The sequence below is a fragment of the Mesorhizobium sp. M0968 genome (genome assembly GCF_040319065.1).
GTDB lineage: Bacteria > Pseudomonadota > Alphaproteobacteria > Rhizobiales > Rhizobiaceae > Mesorhizobium.
In genome coordinates, this window is sequence record NZ_JAMYNL010000008.1 from 66,177 (window position 1) to 81,127 (window position 14,951).

The following is a 14,951-nucleotide window of genomic DNA, read 5'->3' on the forward strand; positions in this document are numbered from 1 at the left end:
GTGATTGGAATTCATCCGTCAGCCTTCCGCCGGCAGCGTCACCACGAAGCGCGCGCCCTTGATCTCGCCAGGCTTGGTGCCCGGGATGTTCTCGGCGCTCAGCGTGCCGCCATGGGCTTCAACGATCTGCCTGGATATCGACAGGCCAAGGCCCGAGTTCTGACCGAACGCCTCGCCGGCCGGCCGATCGGTATAGAACCGCTCGAAAATGCGGTCGATGTTATCGGCCCGGATACCGGGTCCATTGTCGTCGATGGTGACGATGTTGAACTTGCCGGCGCGCGCCAGCGATATGGTGATGTGGCCACGTTCCTCGGGAACGAACGAGCGGGCATTCTCGATCAGGTTGGTGATCACCTGGCCGATCCTCAGATCATGACCGACGACGAAGTAGCCTTTCACGCCCTGCGGCAGTTTGGCGACCTTGAATTCGATCTCGACCGCCTTCTTGTTGCGCGTGGCCTCGCGCGAGACGGCGACCAGATCGGTGATGAACTTCTTGAGGTCGACGGTTCCTGCATCTTCCCGCGCCAGCTCGGCATCGAGACGGGAGGCATCGGAAATATCGGTGATGAGACGGTCAAGCCGCCTCACATCGTGCTGGATGATATCCATCAGCCGGCTGCGCGAATTGTCGTTCCTGGCCAGCGGCAATGTCTCCACCGCGCTGCGCAGCGAGGTAAGCGGGTTCTTCAACTCGTGCGAGACATCCGCGGCAAAACTTTCGATCGCCTCGATGCGGGCGTAGAGCGCGTTGGTCATGTCGCGCACGGCGATCGACAGATTGCCGATCTCGTCCTGGCGGTCGGAGAAGTCGGGGATTTCCTCGCGGTTCTTGACGCCGCGGCGAACCCTGACCGCCGCCGCGGAAAGCCGGCGCAGCGGGTTGGCGATGGTGGAGGCCAGCAGCATCGACAGGATGGCGGTAACCAGGGCGGCAATGCCGAACACGCGCAGGATCGCCTTGCGCTCGGCCGCGACGATCTTGTCGATGTCGCCGCCTTCGGTCGACAGCATCAGCACGCCGAGAACGGCACGGAAGCGCTGGATCGGCACCGCCACAGAAACGATCTGCTCGCCCTGCTCCGAGATCCGCACGATCGTCGACGGGCTGCCGGTAAGCGCCTTGACCACTTCGGGAAACGCGGCGCCGTTGCCACCCGGCTGCTCGCGATAGACAGGCAGCTGCTTGTTGCGGAAGAAATCGAAGACGAATTTCTGGATGCGCTCCAGAAGGTCCGGCTGTTCCTCTTCGACCGGCGGCAAATCGTAGCGAAGGATCTGGCCGCGCGAATAGAGATGGCGGGAATCGAGCAGCAGGTTGGCGTCGCGGTCGTAAATGCGGGCGCGTGTGCGCGTCGGCGAGATCAACCGCCTGAGCACCGGCGCCACGCGCTCCGGATTGATCGGGAAATCGAGATTGTCGAGCTGATCGGAACCCGGGCCGAGGCTTTCGCCGGCCTGCAACTCGAGCAGCTTCTCCGGATCGATGCTGATCGAATCGGTCTCGACCGTCGCCGAGGCGGCGATCGCGCCGGCGATGATCTCGCCTTGAGTCATCAGGCTCTCGACACGGGCGTCGATCAGCCCGTCGCGAAAGGTATTGAGATAGAGAATGCCGGTGACCAGGACGGCAAGGCCGGCAAGGTTGAGAAAGAGGATACGCCGCGTCAGGCTGGAAAAGATGTGATGGCCGAGAAACCGGCGCATCGGCACCGTAATTTTCGACACGAAGGCGGGCAGAATCCGCGGCGGGCGCCTGGCGGCGCCCGACCGTCTCACTCGCTCTACTTGCACTGCCATCGAATAGCAGCTCCCGCTCGACTCAAGCTTCGCGGAACCGATATCCGACTCCGTAAAGGGTTTCGATCATTTCGAAGTCATCATCGACGGCCTTGAACTTTTTGCGCAGCCGCTTGATGTGACTGTCGATGGTGCGGTCATCGACATAGACCTGCTCATCATAAGCCGAATCCATCAGCGCATCACGGCTTTTTACGACCCCCGGACGCTGTGCCAGCGAATGCAGGATGAGGAACTCGGTGACGGTAAGCGTCACCGGCTCGCCCTTCCAGGTGCAGGTGTGGCGCTCCTGGTCCATGACAAGCTGGCCGCGCTCAAGCGACCGGGCCTGCTGGTTGGGCGCCTTGGCCGCCGCCTCGCGGGTGCTGGCGCGGCGCAGCACGGCGCGGACGCGCTCCACCAGAAGACGCTGCGAGAAGGGTTTGCGGATGAAGTCGTCGGCGCCCATCTTGAGGCCGAACAGTTCATCGATCTCATCGTCCTTGGAGGTCAGGAAGATTACTGGCAGGTCGGATTTCTGACGCATCCGGCGCAGCAACTCCATGCCGTCCATGCGCGGCATCTTGATGTCGAGGATGGCGAGGTTCGGCGGGCGCGCCGCCAGTCCCTCCAGCGCCGATGCCCCATCCGTGTAGGTTTCGACCCGATAACCCTCGGATTCGAGGGCGATCGAAACCGAAGTCAGAATGTTGCGATCGTCGTCGACAAGCGCGATTGTTGCCATTTCAAGCGGCTCCCTCATGAGCTGTCCCTTCTTTCGTCGAGAAGGGGCTTTTGCAGGACAAATTAGGTACAAAATGTGGCACAGGCTGTATCCGCTGTCACGCGCGGCATGTCGACGGCCACAATTGTACCTCGATATGGATTGGACGAATGAACATCGCCAATCCTTTGGGCAACCATCAGTGTTTTTGCACATATAAACGATTTAAACAACTTTCAAAATATTTAAATCGATTAATGATTTGATATCATTCGCCTTTTCTGGTTTTGACGTTTTTAGCTCCTGCAATGGGGGTTCCGGAATTCGCCGGTAAAGACGCGGTAAATCGAAGAAGGGACACCCATGTCGGAAGCCGGCAAACGCAATCCTGCATGTGCAATCGATCGCATCGGCCTGAGAACCACGGGCGTGGTACGCTATAATTTCGGCGCGGCCGCGCTCTACGAGGAGGCAATCCGCCGTGGCGAGGCCCGACTCACCGCGCATGGCGCGCTTGCCGCCGAGACCGGGCAGCACACCGGCCGCTCGCCCAGGGACAAATTCGTGGTGCGCGACGAAAGCACCGCGCCGCATATATGGTGGGACAACAACAAAGCGATTTCGCCGATCCAGTTCGATACGCTGCTTGCCGATTTTCGCGCCCACGCGGCTGGAAAGGACCTTTATGTGCAGGACCTGGTCGGCGGCGCCGACGAGGAACTGAAGCTGCCGACCAGGGTGATCACGGAGCTTGCCTGGCACTCCTTGTTCATCCGCAATCTGCTCATCCGACCGGCCGCCGCCGAACTCGAGCATTTCATGCCCGATTTGACGATCATCGACCTGCCGTCGTTCCGCGCCGATCCCGCCCGCCACGGCACGCGCGGCGAAACGGTGATTGCCGTCGATCTTTCGCACATGATCGTGTTGATCGGCGGTACCTCGTATGCCGGCGAGATGAAGAAGTCGGTGTTCACCGTGCTCAACTATCTGCTCCCGGCAAAGGGTGTGATGCCGATGCACTGCTCGGCCAATGAAGGGCCCGTCGGCGACGCGGCCGTTTTCTTCGGCCTTTCCGGGACCGGCAAGACGACGTTGTCGGCCGACCCGTCGCGCACGCTGGTCGGCGACGACGAGCATGGCTGGGGACCGCACGGCATCTTCAATTTCGAGGGCGGCTGCTATGCCAAGACGATCAAGCTTTCGGCCGAAGCCGAGCCGGAGATCTTCGCCACCACCCAGCGCTTCGGCACGGTGCTGGAGAATGTGGCGCTCGACGCAGGCCGCGTGCCGGATTTCGACGATGGCGGGCTGACCGAAAACACACGCTGCGCCTACCCGCTCCACTTCATCCCCAATGCCAGCAAGACGGGGCGCGCCAGCCACCCGAAGAACATCATCATGCTGACCGCCGACGCATTCGGTGTGATGCCGCCGATCGCGCGGTTGACCCCGGCGCAGGCCATGTACCATTTCCTCTCCGGCTATACCGCCAAGGTGGCGGGGACCGAGAAGGGCGTTACGGAACCCGAAGCGACATTTTCGACATGCTTCGGCGCACCGTTCATGCCGCGGCATCCGTCGGAATACGGCAATCTGCTGCGCGAGCTCATCGCCCGCCACGGCGTCGATTGCTGGCTGGTCAACACCGGCTGGACCGGCGGCGCCTACGGCACCGGCAAGCGAATGCCGATCAAAGCAACGCGGGCGCTGCTTGCGGCGGCGCTCGACGGCTCGCTGAAAGCGGCCGACTTCCGCACCGACGCCAATTTCGGTTTCGACGTACCGGTGACGGTTGCCGGCGTCGACCGCGCCATTCTCGACCCTAGATCGACCTGGATCGACAAGCCCGCCTACGACCGGCAGGCGGCAAGGCTGGTCGGCATGTTCGTCGACAATTTCGAAAAGTTCGAAGCCCATGTCGACGCCACCGTGCTCGGCGCCGCACCACGCATGCAGGTAGCGGCTGAATAGCCGTCGCCCCTGGTGATGCTTCAAGGCCCGGCTTCAATCGGGCCTTTTCTTTTTTCGCCTGCCGCGCCATGAGTGCGGCATGAACGCCGACGACAAGATCATCATTACCGACGATGCGGTGATTAATCCGGGCGACCTGCACGAGGACTTCATCCGTTCGTCCGGCCCGGGCGGCCAGAACGTCAACAAGGTGGCGACGGCAGTGCAATTGCGCTTCGATGCCGCCAATGCGGCTGGCCTGTCGGAGCGGGTGCGCGAACGGACCATCAAGCTTGCCGGCCAGCGCGCCACCAAGGACGGCGTCATCGTCATTGAAGCCGGACGCTTCCGCACCCAGGAGCAGAACCGGGCGGACGCCCGGGCGCGGCTGACGGCACTGGTCGCCAAGGCCGCCGAACCACCACCACCGCCGCGCAAGAAGACCAGGCCGTCCAAAGGCGCGGTCGAAAGACGGCTCAAGAGCAAGGCCGGGCGCGGCTCGATCAAGAAACTGCGCGGCCGGGTCGGGGATGAGTGACAGCCGAAGCGGCTTCGGATCTCAGATCGCCGGTTAAAGCGCGCAGCCACCGTCGGAGGCGGCTTTCGGGTCGCCGTTTTCATTTGACGGTGGCATTCTGATTTCTCCAGACCAACGGATTAACCGACGCGATGCTCGTACTGCCCAAAGGCGTCCGCCATATGCCCGGCTACCTGTCGCGCGCCATGCAGGAAGTGCTGGTGGAAGATATCAGGCAGGTCGTGCAGAAGGCGCCGCTGTTCGTGCCGGCGATGCCGCGTACCGGCAAGGAGATGAGCGTGCGCATGACCAATTGCGGTCCGCTGGGCTGGGTCACCGACAAGGAGCACGGCTATCGCTACCAGCCGACCCACCCGGTGACCGGAAGGCCTTGGCCGCCGATCCCGGAGATGCTGCTCGAACTGTGGCGGGATGTATCTGCCTATGCGCACCTGCCGGAAGCCTGCCTGGTCAATTTCTATTCGCAGGATGCCAAGATGGGTCTTCACCAGGACCGCGACGAGAGCGATTTCTCCGCGCCTGTCGTCTCGGTGTCGCTCGGCGACGATTGCCTGTTCCGGGTCGGCCAGACGACGCGCGACGGCGCCACCAAATCGTTAAGGCTGAGGAGCGGCGACGTCGTCGTGCTTGGCGGCGAAGGGCGGCTCTGCTTTCACGGCGTCGATCGTATCTACCCGTCGACCTCGGCATTGCTCAGGAGTGGCGGCCGCATCAATCTGACGCTGCGACGGGTGACGATGCCGAAATAGGCTGTTCGGGTGGCCGGTGGCCCGGGCGGACATAATCGTCGCGCAGATAGATGCGCTCGGTCTCGTCCTCGATAAGAATGCGGTAGTGCGCCAGGATGGCGTCAAAGCCAAAACGCCCCATCAGTTGGCTTGTCCACATCGTGTTGTTTTTCTTGAAGACGACGATATCCGGGCGCAGACGCACGAACTCTTCGCGTTTGCTTTCGACGTAGCGCGCCATGATGGCTCGGTAACGCATGGCTTCGGCGGTGTCACCCGAGAGAGATGCCTGCCGGGACAGGGAAAGTGCGAACGCTCCAAGCCAATCGCTGACGTGGGTCGAAACGAACTGCCCATCGATCATACGGTTCAACGGATGTCCCGAGGAAATATCCGAACTGACCAACGCTACGGTCGGCCGATCGGTGGCGGCGCGAATTGCGGCAACCAGCGCCGGCCCTGGTTTCTGGGTGCTCCAGTACGGCAAGAAAGCGATTGCCACCGCCGCCAATGCCCAAGCTCGCGAAGGAGCCGTCACGAACGTCAACAGCTTCGACGGCTGCTGCACGATCCTGGGCAGTGCCAACAGGCAGAAAATGGCTGCCACAGCGCAAAAGATCGCGGGATAGGCATGATAAGACCAGCCTTTGGCCTGGTAGAACAGGGGAAACATGCCAGCGATCGATGCCGCCAACGCTACCGCCGCCAGCTCTGGAAATCGCTTGGCAGGCCACAGCCACCAGATCAGGAAGACAAGGAAACACCACGAGAAACCGTAGCCGATCACAATCGGCCAAAAGATGCCGATCTTTGCATAAACGTCCGCCAAGAGGGGATAGATGTCGCGCACGAATTCCGGATGGATCAGCGTGACGGTGCCGAGATAGACAACGCAGATGCCGCCAATGACCCAGTGTTCCAGGGCGAAGATCGATTTCAGACTGCGCCGGCGCACTGCAACGACCAGCGCCGGCGCCAACACCATGATCGCATAGTAGGGCTTGACCAGCAGCAGAATGCTGCCCGACAGGCCGGCGAGTACGGCGAGCCCGGGGTCTGGTTGGGCAGCTGCATCTCTGCGCGCGCGCCAGGCATGAAGCGCAAGCAGCGGCATGAAAAGTGCCATGCCGATATGCTCCCGCTCGCTGAAGGCATTTCCGGGGAAGACCACCAACATTGCGCAAAACGCTGGCCCCAGTGCAAACAATGATGCAGTTTCGGTGAAACCCGCACGCTTGACGATCACGCCCGAGAGCGAAAGTCCGATAAGCACGGCAAGGTATGTCCAGGCTTCAACCAGGATTTCCGGCGCGGTGCCCAGCCATCTGGCCGCAGCCACTGGCGGCAGATAGAGCCAGACGCTGAATGGGGGATTGGTCTCGTAGATTTGCGAGTAGAGCCGCTCACCGGACAGCATACGCTCGCAGACCGTGATCAGCCAGCTAGTGTCGGGAACAGTCCCCCAACGTCGCTGCCAGAAAATCGAGAAGACGGTGACTGCGGCAATGGCCAGGACATTGCGGCTAGGAAGCAGCGGCGCCGCAATATCCCGTTCGCGCCAGCGGCTCAAGCCGCCAATGTCGTTCGAGACGCTCATGCTGTTGCACCGAGGCTCTCGAGATCGAGCCATATGTCGTCCAGCGGAGCGATTGGATCCAGCCGTGTCATGGGTTTCCGGGGGCTCCTGCTCTATCGGTTTGGAGCGGCGCAGGCGCCGTGTAACGCAGATAGACAGTGATTTCCGGCTCGGCGTGCAGCAGACGATAGTCGGCCAAGGCGACCTGGATCCGCTTGTCCTGCAGCATCAGGGCAGTCCACGCCGGCGAGCCTGACAGCACGATATCGGGCTTCTTCGCTGATATCTCGGCGGCGTTTTCGCCGATCACCCGATCGCGGATGCTTTCAAGTTCCGGTCTCCGTTCGAGATCGCCGGTGACGCGGGCGAGCGTGTCCGCGTTGGAGACCGCCCAGGCGCTCGGATGGCGTGATATAAACCTGCCGCCGACCAGCCTGGCGAGGGGATGGGCAACCTGCATCTGGTCGGCAATCGACATGATGGTCGGGGTTTCGACCGTTGCGCGGATCGCGGCGACAGACCGGGCGGTCGGGCCGTTATCCGTCGTCAGCGCCGCGTACTGTGCCCTGACCGCTATTTGCAGCACCAGCACGCAGCCGAAGATCAGGGCGGCCTTGCGAACGAAGCCTGCACTGCCGAATGTGCCGAACCGCACAAGCTGGATGCCAAATGCAAGTGTCGCAACAACGACCATCGGCAGCGCGTGATTGGGCCAACCCTTGCCCATGACAATGAAGGCCGGAATGAACCCCAGGGCGGTCAGGAGCGGAATCCTGACGTCCCAGTTCGTGTTTCTCAGGCCGCCGGCCGCAAGCACGGTGGCGGCGGCCAGAAGCAGCACCACTTTCGGCCAGTTTGCCAGCATATCGGCGGCAGAGGCCCTCAACGGAAGATAGACCTCCCTGACCAAGGGCAGGACGTCGCTGACGTAGGCGCGGTCGAAGAGCGCGATGGACGCGATATAGGCGGCCACGATCGCAGCGCCCATCAGGTTCTCTGCGACGAAGAGCGGTCTCAGCGACCGCCTTTCAAGCGCAAGACAGAGCGACGGCAACATGAAGGCCAGCACAAAATAGGGCGGCTTGACCATGACCACGACCGCCGCGCAGAGGCCCGCGACCATGTGCTCCAGGCGCGAGCCCGCGCTGAAATCCAGGTTCCGCTGACGTGTGCATTGCAACGCCACCCAAGGCAGAATGGCAATCAATGCGAAGTGCTCGCGTTGGCCGAATTGATCCGGCATGAAACACAGGATCAAAAACAGGGCCGCGGCTGCCGCCCACAGCGCATGGGGCTGCCGGTAGACCGGTTCATCGCGCGCGAGAATGCGGACGGAAACGAAAAGACTGGCCAGGCTCAGGCAAACGACGCCAAGCGTCAGCCAGAATTCCGCACGCATGCCAGTGAGCTTTTCCAGGAGCATGAACGGCATGTAGAGCCAGATCGAGAAAGGGGGGTTGGTCTCCACGATGTCGGTGTTGAGCCGCTCTCCGCCAAGCAGGCGGTCGCAGACGACCAGAAGCCATGACACGTCAACATTGGTCGGAATTGCAACGGTCGATAGCCAGACGGCGTATGTGACGACCAGACTGGCCAGCAGCAATGGAGCACCCGCTACGCCCACGAAGGGCGAGAAGCGGTTGGCGCCGGGCAGCAGTTCACTAAGGGATCGCGCGCTAGAGACCACGAAACACCCACCGCCCAAGTACGACATAGTTGATGACCGGCACGGCAATGCAGGTGAGCAGGATCGGGATTGCAGCAGGGATGCCGAGCATCTGGGTCAAAAGCCCCGGCAGGGCGATCGCGACGGCGAGGCCGGAAGCGGTGAGCAGGAGGAAGCGGGGCAATTCCATAGCGTGGCTGCCGCCCGAGGTGAACGTGAAATATTTATGCCCGGTGTAGGAGAACAGCGCGGCGACGGCGTAGGCCGCAAACGATGTGAGCGCCGCCGGCAGGGCCGCCGTTGCCTGTCCACGCGACAGCAGAAAAGCGCAAACGGCGTAGATCAGCGTCGACGCGATGCCAATCAGCGCAAAGCGCGATAGTCGACGATACGAGCCAGTGCCCATGACGCGGTCAAGCTGCCAATTTCTCGTCGGGGCGAGCGGTTTCGACGGCGCTGTCCTTGCGGAATACCGCCAGCAGCGAAACCCCGAAGGGCAAGCTTGCATTTGGTATGATGCGGCCTTCCGCCGAAAACACTGCCTTCATCGCCGCATTCAGTGGTTTTGGCGGCGTGGCATGGCCAGCTGGCAAGGCCGACTTGCGCAACCTGTCCACCAGTCGTGCCAGCACCGCTACCGGGAAGAGCGCGGCATTTGTGTAGCTCAGCCGGTCGATCGCGAAACCAGCCCTTTCGATTCGTTCACGCAGCAGATTGCGTGAATAGCGCCGCATATGATGCAGCCCAACATCATGCGTGCTCCACAGCCATTGGTGTGCGGGCACAGTGAGGACGACGCTGCCGCCCGGTTTCAGCACTTGGCGGATCGCGGCAAGCGACGCCTCGTCTTCGGCGACATGCTCCAGCACGTCGAACAGGCAGACGAGGTCGCAGCTTTGCGGCGCGACAGGAATGTTGTCCGGCAGATGGCCGGCGAGGAAGTCGCGGCCGGTCTTTTCCCAGGCAATCCTGCGCGCGAGATCGCTCATCTCGACTGCCGTCACTGCGCCGAACTGCTCCAGCATCCGGATGTTGCCGCCGGTACCGGCGCCGATCTCTACGATGCGCGCGTTTTCAGGCAGGCCGATGCTGCGAATGACCGCCTCGGCGATGGCGCGACGCCCGCAGAACCACCAATGCTCGTCTTCGGTGGCGGCCATCTGTCGGTAAGCGTCGATCTCCATCAGCTCATTCCCTCATATTTGCGGCGCACGATATAGATCGGACGCTGCTTGATCTCGGCGTAGACCCTGCCGAGGTATTGTCCGATGATGCCGATGCCGAGTAACTGGATGCCGCCAAGGAAAAGAACACTGACCAGCAGGGAGGCGTAGCCGGGCACATCAACGCCAAAGATCATTGTCTTGGCGACGATCAGCAGGCCGTAGAGGAACGACAGCGCGGAAATCGTCGCGCCGACATAGGTCCAGATTTCAAGCGGAGCGGTGGAGAAGCTGGTGATGCCTTCGAGCGCGAAGTTCCACAGCTTCCAGCCGGAGAATTTCGACTGGCCGGCGATGCGCTGATCGCGGACATATTCGACGCTTGCGGTGCGGAACCCGACCCAGGCGAACAGGCCCTTCATGAAACGACGGCGTTCGGGCAAAGACCGCAGCGCCTGGATGACCTGGCGGTCGATCAAACGGAAGTCGCCGACATCGTGCGGGATCTTCTGCTGCGCGATCCAGTTGTGAACGCGGTAGAACATCGAGGCGGAGCGCTGCTTGAGAAAGCTGTCGCTCGACCGATTGGCTCGCTTGGCCAGAACAACCTCAAAACCCTCGCGCCACTTTTCCACAAGCAGCGGAATGACATGCGGCGGATCCTGCATATCGACATCCATCGGGATCGCTGCATCGGCATCGCAGCTGTCGAGCCCCGCGGTCATCGCGGCTTCCTTGCCGAAATTGCGTGAAAGGTCGATTACGTGGATGCGTGGATCGGTTTGTTGGGCTTCGATCAGCTTTTCGAGCGTCGTATCGCTGCTGCCGTCGTTGACGAAGATGAACTCGAGGGCAACGCCTTTGTCCTTCAGCAGCGCGGTGCTTTCGCATACCGCCTTCAGGAATGGAGCAATTGCGCCTTCCTCATTGTGGACAGGCACGATCAAGGCAATCGTTGCGCCGCCGCTGCCCGGACGTGCGATGCGGTCAGATGCCGGCCGATCGATGTTTAGGAATGGCGCATTCATTTGTTTGCCGAGCCCGCAGATCAGGCCCGACAATAGAAAGACTGGGTTAAGATGACTTTAAGGAATGTCCCGGGATTTCACAGTTTCCTGAGCGCCACTTCCTCGACCAGATGGTTGGCGCCCTTGCGCAGGATGAGATCGGCTCGGGCGCGGGTCGGCAATATATTCTCGCGCAGATTCTTCAGGTTGATGTTGGTCCACAGGCCCTCGGCGATGGCGCGGGCCGCATCTTCGGAAAGTTGCGAATAGCGGTGAAAGAAGGAGGCCGGGTCGCGGAAGGCGGTTTCGCGCAACCGCATGAAGCGGGCGATATACCAGTGATGGATCAGCGCCTCCTCGGCATCGATGTAGATGGCAAAGTCGAAGAAATCCGACAGGAAAGGCACGATCTTGCCATCCTTCGGCAGCTTGCCCGGCTGCAGGACGTTGATGCCCTCGAAGATCAGGATGTCCGGCCGGTCGATGGTCTGGAACTCGCCCGGGATGACGTCATAGGTCAGGTGCGAATAGACCGGCGCGCGGACGTTGCGCTGCGCCGATTTGATGCCGGACAGGAAGCGCAGAAGGGCGCCGACGTCGTAGCTGTCGGGAAAGCCCTTGCGCTCCATCAGGTTGTTGCGGCGCAGGACTTCGTTCGGCAGCAGGAAACCATCGGTGGTGACCAGGTCGACCTTGGGACTCGACGGCCAGCGCGCCAGCAGCTCCTTCAGCACGCGCGCCGTGGTCGATTTGCCGACCGCGACGGAACCGGCAATGCCGATGATGAACGGTGTCTTGGCCGCGTCCAGCGCGTTGAAGAAGGCCTGGCGCTGCCTGAACAGGAGTTGACTGGCTTCGACATGAGCCGACAACAGCCGCGACATCGAAAGATAGATGCGCTCGACCTCGTGGAGATCGACCGGATCGTTCAGCGACCGCAGACGACGGACCTCGTCCTCGGTGAGCGTCATCGGCGTATCGGCGCGGAACCGCGACCATTGCTCGGCCGAGAAGAAACGATAGGGTGAATACTTCTCGGTAGGAGCGAGCTGGTCCATCGAGTTCCTCCGCAGCGATCAGCCCCGGTCCAGCCGAGACGCCTTTTCGGCGATGCCCGAACGACCGGTGCGGCGTTCAAGCTCGTTGAGCACATCGCTCAGCGGAATGCCCGCTACGCCAAGAACGACAAGCCAATGATAGATGAGATCGGCGCTTTCCGAAACAAGCGCGTCCCGGTCGGCGCTGACGGCTGCGATCACCGTTTCGACTGCCTCTTCGCCGAGTTTCTGCGCTGCCTTGCTCATGCCACGCTGAAAGAGCTTGGCCGTCCACGAATCCGGATCGCCGGAACGTGCGCGTTCGCCAATAATCTTCTCCAGATCGGAGAGCGAGAACTCGGTCATGACGGCGTTTACAGCCTCTTCTTAGCCGGAAAGGCTCTAGGACCGATTACCCGGCGAGTCCAGCCGCATCGGCAGTCCGGCCTGAGCCATGTGCAGCTTGGCTTCGGCGATGCTGTAGGTGCCGAAATGGAAGATCGACGCCGCCAGCACCGCGCCGGCGTGGCCGTCGCGAATGCCTTCGACAAGGTGGTCGAGCGTGCCGACGCCACCGGAAGCGATGACCGGCACGCGTACGGCATCCGCGACCGCGCGGGTAAGGGCTATATCATAGCCGGCCTTGGTTCCGTCGCGGTCCATCGATGTCAGCAGGATCTCGCCGGCGCCGAGGTCGACCACTCGCCGAGCGAACTCGACGGCGTCGATGCCGGTCTTCTCGCGGCCGCCATGGGTGAATATCTCCCAGCGATCAGCCTCGCTCGCAGCGGACACTTTCTTGGCATCGATGGCGACGACGATGCACTGGTTGCCGAATTTGTCGGCAGCCTCGGCGACAAAATTTGGGGTCTTCACCGCTGCCGTGTTGATCGACACCTTGTCGGCGCCGGCCAGTAGCAGCTTCCTGATGTCGGCGACCTGACGGACGCCACCGCCAACGGTCAGCGGCATGAAACATTGTTCGGCGGTGCGGGCGATGACATCGAAAATGGTCTCGCGGTTTTCCGACGAGGCGGTGATGTCGAGAAAGCAGAGCTCGTCGGCGCCGGCCGCGTCATAGGCTTTTGCCGCTTCGACGGGATCGCCGGCATCGACCAGGTCGACGAAATTGACGCCCTTGACGACACGGCCGTTCTTGACGTCGAGACAGGGGATGACGCGGGCTTTCAGCATCAGATCCTCTCGATCGCCGCAAGAAAGTCGACAAGCAGCTGGCCAACGACGGGCGGAACTTCGGACTGGGAATCAAAGGCCGGGTCGTAGGCCGAGAGCGTCACACCGACAATCGGGATTGACCTGGCCAGTCCGCAGGCAAGCTGCCGCAGCTGTTCCGGACTCGGGCCGCCCGGGTGCGCGTAGCGGTTCACCTGCAGCACATCCGGATCGAGGACATCCAGGTCGAGATGCAGATGCGCCCGCACAGTCCCTGTCGCCGTGAGCTTTCCGATCATATCGAGTGCACCGGCACATTCGGTGCGCACGATCGGCAAAGTTTCCAGCAGTCGCTTTTCGTCGGGATCGAGGTCGCGGGCATCGACCAGCATGCAGCGCGCCGGGTCTATCGGCCAGAACCCCGGAATTGCTGCCGCCATCGGATGCCAGCAGAGCCCGAGCGTCGCCGCCAGCGCCATGCCGTCGAGAAAGCCGTAGGCCGACGTCTCCGGCGTGTTGAGATCGCCATGCTGGTCGATCCAGATGATCGAATCCGCCGCTTCGCCGGCAACCGCACCGGCGGCGGTCAGGCAATTTCCAGCAAGGATAATGGGGAAGCGTCCTCCATCGCGGGCGAGGTTAACCTTGGTCGCGACGGCGTTGCAGACGGCGAAGCCGGTTGCAATTTCGCGCCCCTGCTCGTCTCCGACCTTGCCGATATCTTCGACGGCGACGTCATGGCCAGCCACGGTCAGGGCTTCGACCAGCCCACCGCCGACGATGGCGTCCGGCCCCTGGCCGCACCCTTCGTGATAGTGCCCGCTGTCGTAGGGAGCAACGATAATCGAGACCTTCACGTTTCACACCCTGCCATCGGTTTGCCACGCAGGATCGCCAATGCCTCGGCCGGGTCGATGCGGCCGTCGTAGAGGGCGCGGCCGGAGATCGCGCCTTCGAGCTTGCGGGCATCGGGCATGGTCATGCGCACGATGTCGGCGATCGAGGCGAGCCCGCCCGAGGCGATAACCGGGATCGACACCGCGTCGGCGAGATCGATGGTGGCGTCCCAGTTGATGCCAGTCAGCACACCGTCGCGGTCGATATCGGTGTAGATGATAGCGGCGACGCCGGCACCCTCGAATTTCCTCGCCAGTTCAATGACGCCGAGGCTCGAAGCCTCAGCCCAGCCTTCGACCGCGACCTTACCGCCCTTGGCGTCGATGCCGACAGCGATCTTGCCCGGGAATGCCTTGCAGGCCTGCCTGACCAGATCCGGATCGCGGACCGCCACGGTGCCAAGAATGACGCGGGCCAGCCCACGGTCGAGCCAGTCCTCGATCTGCGCCAGGGTGCGGATGCCGCCGCCGAGCTGCACCGGATTGCTCGTCGCCTTCAGGATGGCGCCGACCGCGGCGCTGTTGACGCTCTGGCCCTTGAAGGCGCCGTTGAGGTCGACGACGTGCAACCATTCGAAGCCCTGCTCTTCGAAGACGCGCGCCTGAGCGGCGGGATCGTCATTGTAGATGGTGGCGGTCGCCATGTCGCCATGCCTGAGGCGCACGCATTTGCCGTCCTTGAGGTCTATCGCCGGAAACAGAAACACC

General features: G+C 62.1%; 15 protein-coding genes. 3 read left to right on the forward strand and 12 right to left on the reverse strand.

Annotated elements, in window-relative coordinates; genetic code table 11:
• Positions 1-18 precede the first annotated feature (18 nt).
• Both NKH67_RS16375 and NKH67_RS16380 read right to left on the reverse strand, forming a co-directional pair.
• Positions 19-1,803 (reverse strand): sensor histidine kinase, encoded by a 1,785-nt coding sequence (locus NKH67_RS16375; protein WP_023677548.1) that lies wholly within the window; start codon positions 1,801-1,803, stop codon positions 19-21.
• Between the two features lie 22 nt (positions 1,804-1,825).
• Complete coding sequence (locus NKH67_RS16380; RefSeq protein ID WP_023677547.1) at positions 1,826-2,527, reverse strand: response regulator transcription factor; 702 nt, start codon at positions 2,525-2,527, stop codon at positions 1,826-1,828.
• A 342-nt stretch (positions 2,528-2,869) separates the two neighbouring features.
• Here NKH67_RS16380 and NKH67_RS16385 point away from each other — a divergent pair, with 342 nt between their 5' ends.
• The 3 genes from NKH67_RS16385 to NKH67_RS16395 all read left to right on the forward strand — a co-directional run bounded on the left by NKH67_RS16385 (position 2,870) and on the right by NKH67_RS16395 (position 5,746).
• Entirely contained in the window at positions 2,870-4,480 is a 1,611-nt protein-coding gene (locus NKH67_RS16385; protein WP_352451655.1) for a phosphoenolpyruvate carboxykinase, read from the forward strand.
• 79 nt (positions 4,481-4,559) lie between these two features.
• A complete protein-coding gene (gene arfB / locus NKH67_RS16390; protein WP_023677545.1) occupies positions 4,560-4,997 on the forward strand; it encodes an alternative ribosome rescue aminoacyl-tRNA hydrolase ArfB in 438 nt (145 codons plus the stop codon).
• A 131-nt stretch (positions 4,998-5,128) separates the two neighbouring features.
• Positions 5,129-5,746, forward strand: a complete 618-nt coding sequence (locus NKH67_RS16395) for an alpha-ketoglutarate-dependent dioxygenase AlkB family protein (RefSeq protein ID WP_353031299.1) — start codon at positions 5,129-5,131, stop codon at positions 5,744-5,746.
• Here NKH67_RS16395 and NKH67_RS16400 read toward each other — a convergent pair.
• From NKH67_RS16400 to hisA, 10 genes are all read right to left on the reverse strand, one after another.
• Positions 5,709-6,971, reverse strand: a complete 1,263-nt coding sequence (locus NKH67_RS16400) for a hypothetical protein (RefSeq protein ID WP_353031300.1) — start codon at positions 6,969-6,971, stop codon at positions 5,709-5,711. The genes NKH67_RS16395 and NKH67_RS16400 overlap by 38 nt on opposite strands.
• A 418-nt stretch (positions 6,972-7,389) precedes the next feature.
• Positions 7,390-8,904, reverse strand: a complete 1,515-nt coding sequence (locus NKH67_RS16405; protein ID WP_353031302.1) for a hypothetical protein — start codon at positions 8,902-8,904, stop codon at positions 7,390-7,392.
• Between the two features lie 73 nt (positions 8,905-8,977).
• Positions 8,978-9,373 (reverse strand): GtrA family protein, encoded by a 396-nt coding sequence (locus NKH67_RS16410; RefSeq protein WP_352682232.1) that lies wholly within the window; start codon positions 9,371-9,373, stop codon positions 8,978-8,980.
• A gap of 7 nt (positions 9,374-9,380) precedes the next feature.
• Positions 9,381-10,151, reverse strand: coding sequence for a class I SAM-dependent methyltransferase (locus NKH67_RS16415; RefSeq protein WP_353031304.1), 771 nt, complete (start codon positions 10,149-10,151; stop codon positions 9,381-9,383).
• Entirely contained in the window at positions 10,151-11,158 is a 1,008-nt protein-coding gene (locus NKH67_RS16420) for a glycosyltransferase family 2 protein (RefSeq protein ID WP_352769595.1), read from the reverse strand. Before NKH67_RS16420 ends, NKH67_RS16415 begins: the two co-directional genes overlap by 1 nt.
• Before the next feature lie 77 nt (positions 11,159-11,235).
• On the reverse strand, positions 11,236-12,195 hold the full coding sequence (coaA, locus tag NKH67_RS16425) for a type I pantothenate kinase (RefSeq protein WP_352451662.1): 960 nt from the start codon (positions 12,193-12,195) through the stop codon (positions 11,236-11,238).
• An 18-nt stretch (positions 12,196-12,213) separates the two neighbouring features.
• Positions 12,214-12,540 (reverse strand): phosphoribosyl-ATP diphosphatase, encoded by a 327-nt coding sequence (locus NKH67_RS16430; protein ID WP_352451663.1) that lies wholly within the window; start codon positions 12,538-12,540, stop codon positions 12,214-12,216.
• A 36-nt stretch (positions 12,541-12,576) separates the two neighbouring features.
• Positions 12,577-13,371, reverse strand: coding sequence for an imidazole glycerol phosphate synthase subunit HisF (gene hisF, locus NKH67_RS16435; RefSeq protein WP_023677537.1), 795 nt, complete (start codon positions 13,369-13,371; stop codon positions 12,577-12,579).
• Positions 13,368-14,204, reverse strand: a complete 837-nt coding sequence (locus NKH67_RS16440) for an arginase family protein (RefSeq protein WP_352472579.1) — start codon at positions 14,202-14,204, stop codon at positions 13,368-13,370. Before NKH67_RS16440 ends, hisF begins: the two co-directional genes overlap by 4 nt.
• Positions 14,201-14,950, reverse strand: a complete 750-nt coding sequence (gene hisA, locus NKH67_RS16445) for a 1-(5-phosphoribosyl)-5-[(5-phosphoribosylamino)methylideneamino]imidazole-4-carboxamide isomerase (protein ID WP_352472580.1) — start codon at positions 14,948-14,950, stop codon at positions 14,201-14,203. The genes NKH67_RS16440 and hisA overlap by 4 nt, the downstream gene beginning before the upstream one ends.
• Between the last annotated feature and the right edge of the window lies 1 nt (position 14,951).